Genomic DNA, 15863 nt, shown 5'->3' on the forward strand with positions numbered 1-15863 from the left:
CATCCAGGAGACAGACGCCCGGCAAAGACCGGTGCGTCGTAGCGCGCCGCCGGGGCGCGGCGCATCAACAGGAGGCGCAATGGAACAGGTTCTCACCGGCGTTGGCGCGCGGGACGCCGTCAACGACGAAAAAGCGGTGCGCACGGTCGCGCTGGCCAGCCTGATCGGCACGACCGTCGAGTGGTATGACTTCTTTCTCTACGGGACCATCACCGGTCTCGTGTTCAACAAACTCTTCTTCCCCAGCGGCGATGCCTTCGTCGCCACGGCACTCGCCTACACGGTGTATGCAGTGGGATTCGCGACGCGACCGCTCGGCGGCATTCTCTTCGGGCATTTCGGGGATCGACTCGGACGCAAACCGCTGCTGATCGTCACCCTCACCATCATGGGTGTGTCGACGTTCCTCATCGGACTCGTACCGACCTACGACAGCATCGGTATCGCCGCGCCGTTGATCCTGCTGTTCCTGCGGTTGCTGCAAGGCATCGGCCTCGGCGGCGAATGGGGCGGTGCAGTACTGATGGCGTTCGAATACGCGCCACGCGACAAGCGCGGTCAGTTCGCGGCGTATCCGCAGATCGGGCTGGCCGTCGGACTGTGTCTATCGACGGGCGTCGTCGCCCTGCTCTCGTCGACGCTGACCGACGCGCAATTCATGTCGTGGGGATGGCGTCTCGCGTTCATGCTGAGTCTGGTGCTCGTGGCCGTGGGTATGTTCATTCGGTTGCGCGTGCTGGAGACGCCCGAATTCGCACGCATCAAAGACAGTCAGCACGTGGCGCACGTGCCGCTCTCCGAGATCGTGCGCGACTATCGTCGCAACGTGTTGCTCGGCTGGGGTGCGCGGTATATCGACGGCGTGGTGTTCAACGTCTACGCGGTGTTCGCGATTTCGTACCTCGTCGGCACGCTGCATTTTCCCAAGACACCGATTCTGCTGGCCGTCACCCTCGCTGCGCTCGTGCTGATCGTGACGATTCCCTACGCGTCGAAGCTATCGGATCGCGTCGGGCGGCGTCGTGTGTTTGCGTGGGGGGCGCTGGCTTGTGGCGTGTCGTCGATTCCCGCGCTCGCGGTGATGCACTTCTCGTCGAACGTCTGGTGGGTGTCGCTTGCCGTGATCGTGCCTTTGGGCGTCGTGTATGCGTTCGTGTACGGCCCGGAGGCGTCGCTGTTCTGCGAACTGTTCGACACACGCGTGCGCTACACCGGCATCTCGGTCGTCTATCAGGTCTCGGGCATCGTTTCGAGTTCGATCACGCCGCTGATTGCCGCGACGCTGCTCGAATACGGCGGACACAAGCCGTGGTGGATTGCGGTGTACGTGCTGGGGGTGGGATGCCTGTCGGCCGCGTGCGCGAAGGCGATGAAGCGGACTTATTGAAGCGGGCTTATTGAGGGGAGAGGGTCAAGCTTGGGGGAGGAAGGATCCCGCACTGCGGGAGCACGGCAGGCCGGTGGATGGCTCCCCGGCTTGCCGATTTTTTGTGCTGCGCGGATTACTGACCGAAGTAGATCGAACCGGCGCGGTTCACGCGACCCGGCACTTCATACACCGGCGAGACCACCGAACCGGCTTGCGCAGCGACTGCGCCCGGTTGCGCCTGCACCTGCGTCTGTGCCTGAGCTTGCTGTTGAACTTGTTGCGGCTGGGCGGGCGGCTGCGTGTTTTCGGCAGCGCTCGCGCTGGTCATGACGCCTGCGCTCAGCAAGACGGCGGCAAGGGTCGATGCGAACAGAGCGTGTTTCATTTTCATTTCTCCTGTCTGGCGAGACGTCCACCATGGGCGCCGTCATTGCCGCCAATCTACGCTCGCGGCACAAGGAGAAAAACGCGGTCCTGGATAAGGACGCATTGCTGAAAATGAAATAATCAACCGCCATTCACGCCGATACGTTTCGGTCGCCGTGCAATCGACGGCCGACGGACCGGTCAACGGTCCATTAGCGACGCGTCACGCGCACTTCCTGCTGACGGCGCGAACGGGCGGCACGGCTGCGAAGATACGACGCGGTGAGCAACGAAGCGCTCGCCAGCAAAAGGAAAGAACCGAGGGCAGCCATGGTAATGCTCCTGTACTGACCGGCATCGTCCGCGGTGCGGCGCACCCTGCGAGCCACGATGTCGGCTGACTTCATCATGTTGTCACTCTACTGCTGACGCACTTCGCGATAAACCCCATCGCGCTAAAGACCCTGTTGCGCACAGCGGCATGCTGGTCGAAAACGGCTCAAAAACACGCCGAAATCACCTCACATATCCTGCTTAACGGCATTAAGCAGTTGATTTTCAATAGTTTTTTCGAATCGGACGATCGGTTGCATTTCGTAGACGCTCAGTTGCGAAAAAACCACGGGTTTTCCCTAAGATTCAGTCATGCCAACGCGACGGACACCGCAACGCAGCAAAACGAAGTGCCCCCCGGCCTCGACGCTGATGATGCCCCGAACGCTAGCTGAACCCGAAGTATTCAACCAAATTGACAGGAGTCTCACCATGAACACCCGTATCCTTGCTGCCGTTGTTGCCGCCGCTTCGTTTGTTTCTGCCTCGGCTTTCGCAGACGCTCGTTACAACGACAACACGCCTGACGTCGCTGCCGCAACGCAAAGCCAGGTCAGCCGCGCTGAAGTCCGCGCCGAACTGGTTCAGGCCGCCGCAAACGGTCAACTGCTGCAAAGCGAAACCGGCGCACCGCTGGTGGCCGCTGCCCAAACGCAAGGCGCCGCTCCGGTCGCCGCAGCGCTGACCCGCGCCGACGTCCGTGCGCAACTGAGCGACCGCAACGTGTTCGCACAGGACAGCCGTTCGTAATCTGACCGTCTCTGTAGTACAGCAGCACAGCAGCACCCACGCATCGTCCCCAAGCGATGCGAAGCCGCCGACCGGAATCAGGTCGGCGGCTTTTTTCATGGCGTCTGGGAAAGGACGCAATGGGCATGCGACGCATCGAGCGCCCGCTGGTTACGGACGTCACGCAACAACTTCGGTATCAAATGCAGAAGCAGCGCAAACGGGCCTCCGTAGAATCCAGCGTCGCTGGCATCCGACACAACCCTTCCCGGATTTCCCCGAACCATGCCCACCGCTAATTGCTTGCGAACCTCGCAGGGCGCCGCCTGTCGTCCCGAACCGATCAACGAGGCGACGGGAACAGCCACCGCCGACACGCTCGCCCACTCGCTTCGCAACGCGCAGGCAATGCCGGAGTACGAAGCCTCGGCGCTCGACGCGGCCATCTCGCGTGGGGTCGCCACTCATTGCGCGCCGCAGACGTACCCCGCTCGCTATTACTTCCTCAGCTCGTCCGACGTGTCGCGCATTGCACGCCGTCGCATCGATCCGCCCGCACCCAAGCGCTATCTCGGCTTCGACCGCGTCACGCAGTCGCTGCGGCATATCGCCATCGCCGTGAACATGACGATGCGTGCGCGCTTCGACATCGATCCGCTGGAAGTTCAGGTGAGCGTGTTCGGCGGACGAATGCACATCGCGTCGAATTTTCACGCCGGACGCATTCGCGAGGCGCTGCATCTCGCGCTGACGGACGACAGTCTGATGACGGGCGCGCCACGGCGTCCCGCACGTGAGGACATACACAACTGGGACGCTACGGTGATGTCCCGCCGCGTGCGCGATATCGCCAGATTGCGACACCACTACATCGACGGTCACGGGTTGGCGGACATGCGCGCAGCGGCGCGTGCCGAAGTGACGGCGGGCATCGGACGGCCATCGGAAGGGGCGTTGCCGGTGGACAGCGCGTTACGTCAGCTCGACGATGCTTTCGACACTCTGCACCGTGTGGTGCATGACGCTGCGAGCGCAACACCGACGTTCCGTGATCTGATCGTGCACACTCCGATGCAGGACGGCACGCCGAAGCTGACCTCATTGCCGGACGGCGTCACGCAAACCATGCACGCCGAGCAATGCATCGAGTCGGCCATCGCCCAGCATGCCGAGGAATGGCACCGCGAGGCGACCACACGTCTTGGCTTGCCAGACGACGCATTGATCACCGTACCGATGGCCGGGCGCTTCGTGCCATGCGCCGCATGCGCCGAAGTCGAAGCGGAGAGTCGCACACAGGGCGGGCTGTTCGATCCGGCAAACGGCAAGTTCGTGCTTCACCGCAGTAGCCGACGCATCGGCATGGCGTTTGCGAACGAAGTGCAGCACATCGCGCAGCCGACATTGGCGTCGACGCCGGAAGTGTCTGCACGTCGTGCGCAGGCCATTGCCAAGCGCTTCGTCGACGCGCCGCAATCGCTGCGCGCCTACGGTGAACCGGTAGTGCTCGACTACTCACTCGATACCGAAAGCGAAAGCTCGGGCGACGAGTCGTGATGCTGGCTGACGTCACGCCCGTCCCCCGCCGCTTCGAATCGCTCCGTTAGGCTTTCACCTGCGCGTCGGCATGCATATGACGCGCTTCGTCCTTCAACTTCGATAACAACTCGGCACCGAGCGCCGTATCGTTCAGATCCGCGTACGTGGCGCGGTCGCGATAGTGAAGCATTTCCGTGCCGTCCGAGACGCCGATCGATGCGGACATGATCTCGTGATACGAGTGGTGGTTCTTCGGTGGCATGAGGTTTGCCATCATCACCATGCGGGCGTCGGCGAGCGACGGCCAATCCGAAACGTCACCCGAATACGCCGCTATCTCACGGCACTGCGCATAGTGATTCAAATAGCGCAGCGTATGTCCGCTCGGTCCCGAGATGACCGGCTTGTCATGCAGGATGGCCCCTAGCGCCCAGGTACCGATCGCCGGATCGTTGCGGTCCGACGTCCTGACCATATTCGAGCGGTCGCCCGTGCGATGTTGCCGCACATGCGAGCCAATGGGATTCAGCCAACGCCCGTTGTCTTCGTCGTTGATGTATTCCGCCGTGCTCCACGTGATGTCCAGCACACCATGGAGCAGCTTGCGACGCTCATCCAGGTCGCATCGGAACATGTAGTCCACGACATCCCGACATGCTGAGAAGCCGTCTTCACGCATCACACGGTCTGCACCCGCATGCGAGAGAACTTTGAGGAACGTGTCTTCACCCTCTGGGTTGTGTCGCAACGTTTCCCAGCGCGATTGCATGACGTCGCGGATACGGTCGGGCAACTGAACCGGCGACTTGATCTCAGCGATGGGCACGTCGAACTCGCGAAGATTCCACGGATGCATGGGATTCTCGGGATGCGGCGCGGCATTGAACATGTTGCGGCGGCGCTTCGCGTCGGGTGCGTGCGGATCGTCGTAATGCGAGGCTTCGGCCTTGATCAGCGTGGCGAGCACATGGGCATCGAGCGTATCGCGGGAGTTCAGACATTCGTCTGCGCCGCCGATCCCAACCTGCTCGTCGATGATCTTCGCTTGCGCCTTGGCGTCGAAGTCCTCGAACCGCATCGGTGCACCGGTTAGCTCACGGATGCGTCGCGCAATGTCGCGAATCTCCGGGGCGTCGCACAGCGTCTGCCCAAGCTTGCGCTCGAACTCCACGCGTGCCGAGGCCTTCGTGTAGTAAGGCGCGCAATCGAAGAGATTGCGTCCCGCGTCGAGGCGCCGAAAGTCGTCGAACGCCTTGGTGTCGGGCAACGAATCCACAGAATCCGTCGAATCGGTGCGTGTGCCCAGACCGAAGCCCAGCTTCAGGGCGGGCATGGGCTGCTCCGGCGCCATTTGTACGTGCCGCTCCAGTGCGCGATTGTCGAATTCGCTGGTGACGCGTGCGCGGCGTAGAAACTGCGCACCCAGCGCCAGTTCCAGCAGGGTGCCGGTGGAACGGACGCGCGCAACGTTCGAATGAACTGTCAACATAATGACTTAATAAACCTCGTTTCTTAGAAATTGAACCAGCTTTCGGTACTCGGAGAAAAGGTCGTTGATCTGTCCTTCAACATTTTTATGAACATCTTCATAATCGATGCCCGAGAATCTGAGCAATAAAATGCCCTCCGTCGCTTCGATAAAAATCATCGGCGGGCGGGTGATATCAGAAAAACAGTTTTCCGATATCAGATGAATTAGATGGGGCTGACCCAGCATCGCGGGCGGAACGTCGACACGGAAATAGACGTCGAACGTATCGACCGATTCGTTAGCGCGGAAATAGAGTGCGTCGCCGTTCTCGAGCGTGATGCCTGCACCCGGAAGCGCCTGTGCCTGAAGGCCATGTAGGCCGAAACGCTGGGAAATGACGTCGAGTATTTCATTCAGCCGACGCTGTGGCATTACCGGGAGTGGCGAATGTGGCGGGGAGCTGTCGGTGCGTTCCGTGCCGTGTGGCAGCGCGCGGAATGGGTGTTGCATGATGTAGTCGTCCGGTCAATGTTTTAACCGGGACGCATGTTAAAGAATTGCTGTCACGTCGAATAGACAAGTGCGCGGATTTGGGGTGAATCATGTCAAATGATTCTGAAATTTCCCGACTGGAGGATTCGCGCGAATCGAATTGAAATTTTTTAGCGTCAGGCGGGTCGCCGGGAAAATCGTCAGGCAAAAAAAAGCCGCCCGAAGGCGGCTGAAGGTCGGGTGAGACCAAGGAAATGGGTTGCTGCGGGGTGTCAGCCCGCCAACGAATCGGTGAACGCACTGCGCGCGACATCGAAGTCCACAGCGAAGCTTCGGTGCCACTCGCGTCGTGTGCTGTCGTCGATCCACGCACCATCCAGACCGTTGTGCATGAACTCGCGCAGGTCGCCCAGCGAGAAACCGAAGTGGCTGAACATCAGCTCCCAAGCTTGCGCGGGGTTGACCTTGTGCAGGGTCGGGTCGTCCGTATTCGGATGAATCTTCAGGCCGAGGCCGGGCATGCGCCGGATCGGGTGATCCTTGGCCCAGCGCTCCGGCGTGAGCGTGCGCAGGTAGTACGAATTCGTCGGCACGACCGTGAAGACGATGCCGCGCTCGGCGCATTCGCGTGCGAAGTCCGGCGCGTCGACGATGGTGTAGCCGTGATCGATGCGGTCGCACTTGAGCAGCTCGACAGCGGTTTCGACGTTCGTCCACGGCATACCGAATTCGCCCGCGTGCGCCGTCGTCTTGAAGCCTGCAAGACGCGCGTTGCGATACGCTTTCCAGAACAGTTCGGGCGGACGGTCGTTCTCGCGATAGTCGATGCCGATGCCGATGACTTCGTCGGCGCGATGCGCGCGCATCCACTCGACCATTTCGACGGCTTCGCCCGGATCGGCCTCGCGGTCGATGCTGGGAATCAGACGGCCGACGATGCCGTGGTCGCGCTCGGCGTCACGAATCGCAGCGACGATGGCATCCTGCGCCATCGCGTAGGGAATGCCGGACGTGCGCACGGTGCCCGTCGGGTTCCAGAAGAACTCGCTGTAGCGCACGTTGTACGCGGCGGCGTCCGCCAGATATTCGTAGGCGATGCGGTGCAGATCGTCGGGCGAGGTCAGGAGATGTTCGTCGAGCGCGCGCAACACACGCAGCACGCCCACGGGCTTTTCACCACGGGTGTAGAAGCCGTCGATCTCGGCGCGATCGATCGGCGCGTTCGATTTTTCGGCGAGCGCCACGAACGTGTCGTGACGCACTGCGCCGAGCAAATGGCAATGCAATTCCACCTTCGGCATCGCATGGAAGAACGTGCGATGCGCTTGCTGAATCTGCACGCCGGTGCGTGCGACGGGCACGTGGCCCGGTGTCTCTGTCATAACGTCTTGTCTTGGTGAATTCATCGGCATGGGGGGCGGCACAACGCATGTCGTTCGCCGCCAGGTCGATCAGTGACGCCCCACGACCGTCCAGAAGTAATACGCCAGCGGCAGCGCCAGCACGTAAAGGCCCCACGGCAATTCCTTGAAGCGGCCCATCAGTGCCTTGACCAGCACGTAGCACAGCAGGCCGCCAGCGATACCGGTGCCGAAGCTGTTCGAGAGCAGCGTGAGCAGCACCATGGCGAGCACGGGGAACGCGTCGCTGAAGTCGTCGAAGGGCACATGACGGATGGTGCTGAACATCGACAGGCCGATCAGGATCAGTGCGGGGGCCGTGGCTTCCTTCGGAATGGCCAGCGCCACCGGCACGAAGAAGCACACCAGCGCGAACATCACGGCGGCGGCCACCGACGTGAGACCCGTGCGCCCGCCCGCTTCCACACCAGCGGCAGACTCGACCAGCGCGGTCAGTGCAGGAATGCCCAGCAGCGCACCGCCCGTCGCGGCAATCGAATCGACGAGGAACGGACGGTTGATGTTCTCCATGTTGCCGTGCTCGTCGAGCAAACCGGCCTTGCCGCCGACGGCGAGCGTGGTGCCCAGCGTCGAGAAGAATTCCGCCGCGAAGAAGGCGAACAGATACGGCAGGGCGGAGATCGTCAGTGCGCTCTTCAGATCGAGCTGGAACGCCACCGGCGCAATGCTGTGCGGCAGCGAGATGAACGACTCGGGCACTTTGGTCACGCCGAGCGGTACACCGGCGAGCGCGGCGACGAGGATCGACCAGAGGATCGCGCCCGGCACCTTGCGGCCTTGCAGCAGCACGGCCACGCCCAGGCCGATCAGCGCGACGATGGTGCCCGGCTTGCTGAAGTCGCCCAGCGCAAAGGCATTCGTCTTGGCATTGGCGATGACCATGCCCGCGTTGCGCACGCCCAGCACGGCAATGAACAGTCCGATGGACGCGCCAAGGCCCAGCTTGATGGCTGTCGGAATCAGACGCGCCACGACGCTGCGCGCGCCGATCACCGTCAGCAGCAGGAACAGCAGGCCGGAGAGGAACGCAATGGCGATGCCCGTCTGCCAGGCGACGTGTTCGGTGGCCGCAAGCGTGACGCCCACGATGACCGAGCCGCCGATGCCGGGGCCGACGACGAACGGCAGGTTCGCGTAGAAACCCATCAGCAACGAGAACAGCACGAACACCAGCATGACCGACGTGGTGGCCGCGCCGCGATCCATGCCACCCGTAGCGAGCAGCGACGGAATCACGACGAGCAGATAGGCTGCCGCCAAAAATGTCGTGATACCGGCGAGCACTTCGGTGCGCACGCTGGAGCCGCGTTTGCCGATGGCGAAACGGCGCTCAAGCCAGCCGCCTTGGGCGGTGACTGTATGGGATTGGCCGTGCCCGGCCGGCGCTACGCGCTCGTTGTGCTCAGGAGAAGAGGTCTGCATAAGCCAAGAATAGAAGGTCTTTGCGTGGCACTTTACGTGCGTGCGACTATAAATAAAAAATGAAATTACTTATGATTCGATAATTCGAATCTATTCTTCGCGACGCTGGCGGATTCCGGGGCTTCCCCGGGGCCACCCCGGCTGGCTGACGTCGCAAAACTGTTGTGTCCGACACACTGCTGGCACCTCTGGAGCGCGCCATGGCGACTTCGTCCCGTCGTAACGAAAACACTGCAAGCCGTGCGGGCGAGACGCCCACGTCCAAAACGCCCGTCGCGTCCACGGCTTCCTCCGCTGCCACCGCTGTTACCTCTACGCCGCAGGTGCCACCACTGCCCGCGCTGACGCTTCGGCAGGTGCAGTACTTCGTCGCCCTCGCCCACTCGCGCAGCTTCACGCAGGCAGCGCAGGCGCTCTCCGTCACGCAACCGGCGCTCACGGCCGCCATCCGTCAGATCGAGTTCCTGCTCGGCGGACGTCTCTTCGAGCGCTCGGCCCATCGTCTGACGCTGACCGAAGCGGGCACTACCATCCTGCCGCTGGCGGAGCGTCTGCTCAACGCCGCACGCGGTACGTTCGACGACATGACGAGCACCTTTACGCTGCAGGCGCAGACGGTGCGCATCGGTTTCATTCCGTCGGTCGCCGCCCGCCTGTTGCCGGTGCTCGGCAGCTTGCGGGACGCCCATCCGAACGTGCGCTTCGCCCTGTCGGATCTGCCGAACAGCGAACTGGTCGCGGCGCTCGCCCGAGGCGAAATCGACCTCGGTGTCGGCATTCGCGACGAAGCCGACGAGGCCGGTCATGCGGCCAACACCGAGGGCTTTCGCTGCGACGATCTGTTCGACGACGAGATCGTGCTGGTGGCGCGTCGCGACGATGCGCTCGCGTCCGCCGAGTCCGTCAGCTGGTCGCAACTCACCGAACGCGATCTGGCCGTGTTCGTGCGCGGCAACGTCAGCGATTCCTTGCAGCGCACGGGCGGGTCGCAAAACCTGCGGCTCGAACCGAAGTACCGCATGGAGTACACCGAGCCGCTTTATGCGCTCGTGCGAAGCGGCCTCGCGCTGGCGATACTGCCCAAGCTCTACACCCTGCACCTGCACGACCCTGCGCTCGTGGCGCTCGACGTCATCGCCCCGCGTGTGACGCGCACCGTCGCGCTGATGTCGCTCGTCGGCAAGGAGCGTGGCCCGCAGGTGAGTGCGTGCCGCGACTGGATCGCGCAACATCTGGCGACGTGAATCGAATGCGCTTCGCGCGCGTCCCTCGTGCGTCCATACGTACGAACACGGCGGCCGATCTTTTCGATGGGCCGCCGTGTTCGCTTGCTTCTACCGCCGTCCTGCCATGCCGCGCGATTACGGCAGTCGCGAAATGCGCTCAAGCAGCGTTGCGTAGAAGCGGTCGGCGTCGATATCGGTGAGCCACAGGGCGTTCACCGGGCGCTTCGTGCGACCGTTCCAGTCCACCACCGTCTCACCCAGCGTGAGTTGCCCCGTCGTCTCCACGGCCACGTTCACGCGACGGCCGCCATACATCGTCGGGTCGATCAGATAGCCGATGGTGCACGGGTCGTACATCGGGGCTTCGTCCACGCCACGGCGGCGTTTCTGATACGCCAGCGCGGCGTTGAAGATGTCGCCAACGATCGGGCCGCAGCGATTCTTCAGCGCATGGAACGGGGCGACGCGCTCAGGCGTAATCAGCGTCTTCAGGCTGACGTCGCGCGGCACGATGGTCACGGGCACGCCTGCGCCGAGCACGATGCTCGCGGCTTCCGGGTCGACGAAGATGTTGAATTCGGCGGCCGGGGTGTAGTTGCCGCGCTCGAACCACGCGCCACCCATCAACACGATTTCACGGATGGCCTTCGCGCCTTCGGGCGCGGCCGTCAGTGCCGTGGCGATGTTGGTGAGCGGGCCGATAGCGACAATCGTGATGCTGCCCGGTGCCGCTGCGCGCAGCGTGTCGATCAGATACGTGACGGCATGCTGTGGTGCGAGCGGCGCGCGCGGGTCGTGCAGCGGCGCACCTTCGAGACCTGAGCGGCCCATCACGTTCGCTACCGTCACCAGTTCGCGCATGAGCGGCTTCGGGCAACCGGCGTACACCGGCAGCGTTTTGGTCTCGTCGGCCCAGTCGCGCACGATGCGCGCGTTGCGCTCGGTCAGGCTCAGCGGCACGTTGCCGCCGACGACGGTCAACGCCTTGAGGTCGATCTGGTCGCTCGCGCCCAGGGCCATCAGGATCGCGACGGCGTCGTCCTGACCCGGATCGCAGTCGATGATCACCGTGCGACGCGGCGAGCCTTCTGCGGTGAGCGGCGACGCGCCTTCGGTTTTCGTCATTTGGGCGAAGGCGCTACCGGCCATTGATGCACCGACGGTGGCCATCGATGCAGCCAGCGACGTGCGCAGGAAGCTGCGGCGGCTGTGCTGACGGTTGTCGGTGGTCGTATCGTTGTTCAGTTCGGTCGTTGTCGTCATGTTGTCGAACCCGCTTGAATTAGAACGTGTGACGCATGCCCAGCGTCACAGCCATCTGACGCTTGGTGCTCGACGCGGCGTAGCCGAAGAGCTGCGCGTACTTGGCGTCGCCAGCGGCTTGCTGTGCGTTGAGCGTGAGTGCGACGTCCGTGCGCTTGGACAGCCAGTAGTCGGCTTGGAGGTTGACCTGATGCCATTGCGGACGCGTATTGATCACATCGTACTTGCCGGACGTAAAGCCGTACGCCGCGCCCAGCACCAGCGCCGGGGTGACGTTGTAGTTCAGCGTCAGGTTGTAGTTTTGGAGATGCAGGTGCGAGTTGTCGATGTACGTGTAGTGCACGTCCGAGAACATGGCGCCGATGAGTGCCGGGCCCCAGCGGTAGAAACCGCCCGTGGCGAAGATGCGTTGCTGGTTCGCGAAGACGTTCGCGGGCGTGGCGCTCTTCGAGAAGATCAGCAGCGGGCTTGCGTAGTCGTTGGCGATGGCGCCGTCGTTGTTGGTGCCGCTGAACGGATTGTTGTACTGCGCGTAGGCAGCGTTCCAGTCGAAGTCGCCGTACTTGTAGCCGAGGCCGAAGCTGTAGGCGTTGTTGTTGCGAAAGCCCGTGGCCGAGTTCGAGAAGCCGTATTGCGCCGTGCCGTGGAAGCCACCGACCGTCGGGCTGACCCACTTGACCGAGTTCTGCATGCGCAGGTCGTTGTAGCCGTTGTCGTTATCGCCGATGTTCACGCCGTTGCTCGAAATGATGATCGGGCCGACGTAGTCGTGAAGGGTGTCGTACTGGCGACCCAGCGTGAACGTGCCCCACGTCTTGTCCGAGAGGCCGACGAACGACTGACGACCGAACGCGCGACCGTTCTGTGCACCCGTGCCGTTCACGATGCTGAAGCCCGCTTCGAGCGTGAAGATGGCCTTGGTGCCGTTACCGAGGTCTTCCGAGCCACGCAAGCCCCAGCGCGGATTCTGGTTGGTGCCCGAGAGTGCCTGCCAGTTCTTGCTGCCGCCCTGATTGCTCACATACCCCACGCCGCCCGAGATCAGGCCGTAAATCGTGACGTTGCTTTGTGCGTGTGCGGCGGTGGCGGCGACGCCAATGGCGGCGATAAAGCTGGCACGGCCCAGGCGGGCCAGAATCGTGGTCTTCATGAGGTGTGCTTCTCTAAGGTCTAAGTCCGCGCGCTTGCGAGAGTTGGCGCGATTCGGACCGAACTATAGGGAAGGGTCTTGTATAAATATAATTTTGATTTTTTATATATCGATAAATTCTATCGATATTAGCGCGACGACCGCGTCAGGGCTTGCTGGGCAGGGAGGATGCCCCAAAACAGGGCTATGCGCCGGGCGTTGCGTGCGGCAGACACTTGCGTCTGACGCACAAGCGATGTGATGAGCGGTAACTGCAAGTTTGCCAGCAAGCGCATGTCCATGATGCCAGCGTGCGAGTCTTTCTATCCGGACGCAATGTCCGAAAGCTCGCGCGGCATGATTCGCGCCAATAAAAACCACAGGAACGTTACGAACGCAGAGTGCTGAGTCACGCCCGAGTGAATCTTCCCTAAACGTTTGAAAGGAGCATTGCCATGCTTTCTTCTATTGCGAATGCCGGAGCGACTCAGCAACTCAATGCCAACGCCGTTTCACAGACGGGCGGACCCGTTGCAACCGACGGCGCCTATCGCGCGACGCTGGCAGAGGCCATTGGATCGAAATACCTCATGGTGCTAGGCGATTACGGAACAGGTTCCGATGAGGCGACGCTGAATCGCCAAACGGAAACTTTCACCCGGATGCTAACGCTATTGAAGACGCGCTTTCACGAGTCCGAAGGTGGACGAGCGAAAGATGGAAAGCGCCCGTATCCGACCGACCAGCTTGTGCTGCTGACGTACGGCAATAGCAACCGGGTAAGTGCGTTCATCCGCATTGCCAACGACCTCGCGAATCAGCCTGGCAAGCCCATCGAATCCATCGGTATCGTGTTTCCCGGCGATCCGCAGCGGGTTCGCGATCTCCCTTGCTCGCACTTCATCGAGGTCGCGCATGCCCCCGCAGCCGGCGAGCCGGCGCGCTTACCGGAATCAAAGGAACCGCTCGTAGTTGAAGCGTTGAAGATCGCGGTTGAAGAATGGCAAAAGGCATATCCCGGCGTGCCAGACCCCGGCGACAAATTCCACGGCATGTACGCGACCCTCGATCACAGCAACGTGGAAGCACAGGAACACGCGCTGATCCAAGGCAAGTGGGGCTGGATGGATATGAGCACACGCTGAACCGTCAACGAGCATGAAGCGAGCGTCGCTTGTCGGCTCCTTTGAGGGCAACCTGCCATCCGAATCGGAGCCGACGCGAACGCGCAAACTGCCAGCGTGCGAGTGTCTCGAGCCCGATGCAATGTCGGAATGCTCGCACAGCGTGATTGCCGCCGACACGAACGATAAGAGAAGGATAAGAGAACGATACGAATGCATGGCGACCAGTCACGGCGAAGTGAATTTTTCACAAACGCTTGAAAGGAGAATTGCCATGTTTTCAGTGACGAACACCGGGGCGGCTCTGCCACCGAATGTCAGCGCCGTTTCTCAGGCGAACACCCCTATCGCTACCGATAGCGCTTATCGCGGCGCATTAGCGTCGGCCATCGGGTCGAAATACCTCATGATGCTTGGCGATTACGGCGCACCTTCCGATGAGCCGGCGTGCTTGCCGGAATCAAAGGAACCGCTCGTCGTTGAAGCGATGAAGATCGCGGTCGAAGGATGGCAAAAGGCAAACCCCGGCGTGCCAGACCCCGGCATCAAATTCCACGGCATGTAGGTGACCTCGATCACAGCAACGTGGAAGCGCAGGAACATGCGCTGATCCAAGGCAAGTGGGGTTGGCAGGATATGAGCTTGGCCTGAATTGCCCCTTCCCGTCCCCTTAACACCGGCGCCCGCGCCACCGGATACAGCACGGCGCCATGCGCTCGGCGACATCTCTGAGTTGTGCGTCGAGCGCCTTTCGTAACGATTCGCAGCGGTCTCTTGTCCTACATCTCGCCCCAAGCAGGTTTTCACCGAATCGGAACCGTGTCGAATAACGGTGGCATTTGCAAAAGAGGAGGGCGAAAACGCAGCGCGGCAAGAGCGGATCCTGAAAGTTTCTCAAGTGCGAGGGGACAACGATAGGCCCGTGCGTTGGCGTTCCAAAGAACGATGACCACGTCGCGGCTTCGACAGATTTCGTGATTCTGCGCGGCCGCTCTCCGAAACCCAATCTTGTTAGGAGCATCAACATGGATCCGATTCAAAGCAGCACCCAGCAAGTTTCAAATCATGATTCTTATCCGGTGGCGCAGACTGAAGCTCGCTTTGAGCCGTTGGAATCCGTACTGTCTGAGCACGTCCGCGGAAAAGAAGTCGTCATGGTACTTGGGGATCGAGGGGTGAGAAATGCTGAAGGCGATTTGCTTAAAGAAATGCAGTCGGTTTTGTCTGCAAAGCATATCTTTGGAAATCGAGAGATTGTCTTCATCGGAGGGGGCAAAGACAAAGGCGGATCGCTTGCGTCGAGTCTTGCCTCGAGCATTCGCGATAGTTCATGCATTCAAGTCGGATTTGTCCCCGGTGAAATTTCGGATGAGTCGGAATTCGACATTAATGCAGCCAATTTTGAGATCAACAGCGAAGCACCTGGCGATGTGCGCCCCACAATATATAGTGATGTTATGAGGAACATTGATAACGAAATAAATGGGGGGAAACTCAGGCCGATATTGCTGGTATTTGGCTCGGATTGTGGAGAAGTTTCTGAGAGTGTGATTGCAGAGGCAAAGCGAGGAACCCAGGTTGTATTGATGACTGAAGCGTTGCCCGATGGTAGTGCTGCGGATAACGGCGCCAGCTTTAATCGTCTCTTCACCGAGCTTAAGGAACTCTCGTCCAGCCCGAAGACCAATATTCACATTGTCAAAGCGGGTCTGAACAAGGGGTGCTGCACATCTGAATGTGCTTCAGATAATGAGGTGGTCATGGCGCTCAGTCTGGACTTAAGCAACCTGCGCGCTTCTATTACGGCGGCCGATATTCGTCGTGCACACTTGAGCGCTGTAACAATCTCAAAGGAATGTATGACGCCGTGTAACCTCAAAGAGATCTTGGCTCAGCCAAACGATACGGTGCCCCCGTCGATCGAAACCCCCCGGAATCAGTCGCAGTCGTCACCGACGTTGCACTGATTCGACAACCTC

Annotated in this window: 14 protein-coding genes; 7 read left to right on the plus strand and 7 right to left on the minus strand. The window is 61.2% G+C overall.

Annotation, left to right across the window (positions count from 1 at the left end; translation table 11 throughout):
* Positions 1-79: 79 nt before the first annotated feature.
* Positions 80-1387: an MFS transporter gene (locus NTU39_RS00820; protein WP_150663793.1), complete on the plus strand. Its 1308-nt coding sequence runs from the start codon at positions 80-82 to the stop codon at positions 1385-1387.
* A gap of 115 nt (positions 1388-1502) precedes the next feature.
* Here the strand turns inward: NTU39_RS00820 and NTU39_RS00825 are convergent, their stop codons facing one another.
* Positions 1503-1754 carry a hypothetical protein gene (locus NTU39_RS00825; protein ID WP_257958987.1) on the minus strand — a complete coding sequence of 84 codons (252 nt, stop codon included), beginning with the start codon at positions 1752-1754 and terminating at the stop codon, positions 1503-1505.
* Between the two features lie 746 nt (positions 1755-2500).
* Between NTU39_RS00825 and NTU39_RS00830 the strand changes: the two genes are divergently transcribed.
* Positions 2501-2818, plus strand: coding sequence for a DUF4148 domain-containing protein (locus tag NTU39_RS00830; protein WP_257958988.1), 318 nt, complete (start codon positions 2501-2503; stop codon positions 2816-2818).
* A 264-nt stretch (positions 2819-3082) separates the two neighbouring features.
* Complete coding sequence (locus NTU39_RS00835; RefSeq protein ID WP_257958990.1) at positions 3083-4354, plus strand: hypothetical protein; 1272 nt, start codon at positions 3083-3085, stop codon at positions 4352-4354.
* A gap of 46 nt (positions 4355-4400) precedes the next feature.
* On the opposite strand, the gene NTU39_RS00840 is transcribed toward NTU39_RS00835, so the two are convergent.
* The 4 genes from NTU39_RS00840 to NTU39_RS00855 form a co-directional block, all read right to left on the minus strand.
* A complete protein-coding gene (locus NTU39_RS00840; RefSeq protein ID WP_257958991.1) occupies positions 4401-5825 on the minus strand; it encodes an aldo-keto reductase family protein in 1425 nt (474 codons plus the stop codon).
* Positions 5826-5831: 6 nt separating this feature from the next.
* The gene (locus NTU39_RS00845) at positions 5832-6317 is read right to left on the minus strand and encodes a hypothetical protein (RefSeq protein WP_150663798.1); all 486 of its coding nucleotides are present in this window, start codon (positions 6315-6317) and stop codon (positions 5832-5834) included.
* Positions 6318-6571: 254 nt separating this feature from the next.
* Positions 6572-7681 carry an adenosine deaminase family protein gene (locus NTU39_RS00850; RefSeq protein WP_257958992.1) on the minus strand — a complete coding sequence of 370 codons (1110 nt, stop codon included), beginning with the start codon at positions 7679-7681 and terminating at the stop codon, positions 6572-6574.
* Between the two features lie 69 nt (positions 7682-7750).
* Complete coding sequence (locus NTU39_RS00855; protein WP_257958993.1) at positions 7751-9142, minus strand: NCS2 family permease; 1392 nt, start codon at positions 9140-9142, stop codon at positions 7751-7753.
* A gap of 200 nt (positions 9143-9342) precedes the next feature.
* On the opposite strand from NTU39_RS00855, the gene NTU39_RS00860 reads away from it, so the two are divergent.
* Positions 9343-10386, plus strand: coding sequence for a LysR family transcriptional regulator (locus tag NTU39_RS00860; protein ID WP_150663801.1), 1044 nt, complete (start codon positions 9343-9345; stop codon positions 10384-10386).
* Between the two features lie 117 nt (positions 10387-10503).
* Here NTU39_RS00860 and NTU39_RS00865 read toward each other — a convergent pair whose 3' ends face one another.
* Together NTU39_RS00865 and NTU39_RS00870 are read right to left on the minus strand one after the other, a co-directional pair.
* The gene (locus NTU39_RS00865) at positions 10504-11631 is read right to left on the minus strand and encodes a nucleoside hydrolase (RefSeq protein WP_373275346.1); all 1128 of its coding nucleotides are present in this window, start codon (positions 11629-11631) and stop codon (positions 10504-10506) included.
* Between the two features lie 19 nt (positions 11632-11650).
* A complete protein-coding gene (locus tag NTU39_RS00870; RefSeq protein WP_373275347.1) occupies positions 11651-12781 on the minus strand; it encodes a porin in 1131 nt (376 codons plus the stop codon).
* Positions 12782-13215: 434 nt separating this feature from the next.
* Between NTU39_RS00870 and NTU39_RS00875 the strand changes: the two genes are divergently transcribed.
* The 3 genes from NTU39_RS00875 (at position 13216) to NTU39_RS00885 (ending at position 15851) form a co-directional block, all read left to right on the plus strand.
* Positions 13216-13905 carry a hypothetical protein gene (locus tag NTU39_RS00875; protein ID WP_150663802.1) on the plus strand — a complete coding sequence of 230 codons (690 nt, stop codon included), beginning with the start codon at positions 13216-13218 and terminating at the stop codon, positions 13903-13905.
* 196 nt (positions 13906-14101) lie between these two features.
* Entirely contained in the window at positions 14102-14449 is a 348-nt protein-coding gene (locus NTU39_RS00880) for a hypothetical protein (RefSeq protein ID WP_150663803.1), read from the plus strand.
* Between the two features lie 460 nt (positions 14450-14909).
* Positions 14910-15851, plus strand: a complete 942-nt coding sequence (locus NTU39_RS00885) for a hypothetical protein (protein ID WP_257958995.1) — start codon at positions 14910-14912, stop codon at positions 15849-15851.
* The last annotated feature ends 12 nt before the right edge of the window (positions 15852-15863 follow it).

The sequence above is a fragment of the Pandoraea commovens genome, assembly GCF_024704525.1.
Classification (GTDB): Bacteria; Pseudomonadota; Gammaproteobacteria; order Burkholderiales; family Burkholderiaceae; genus Pandoraea; species Pandoraea commovens.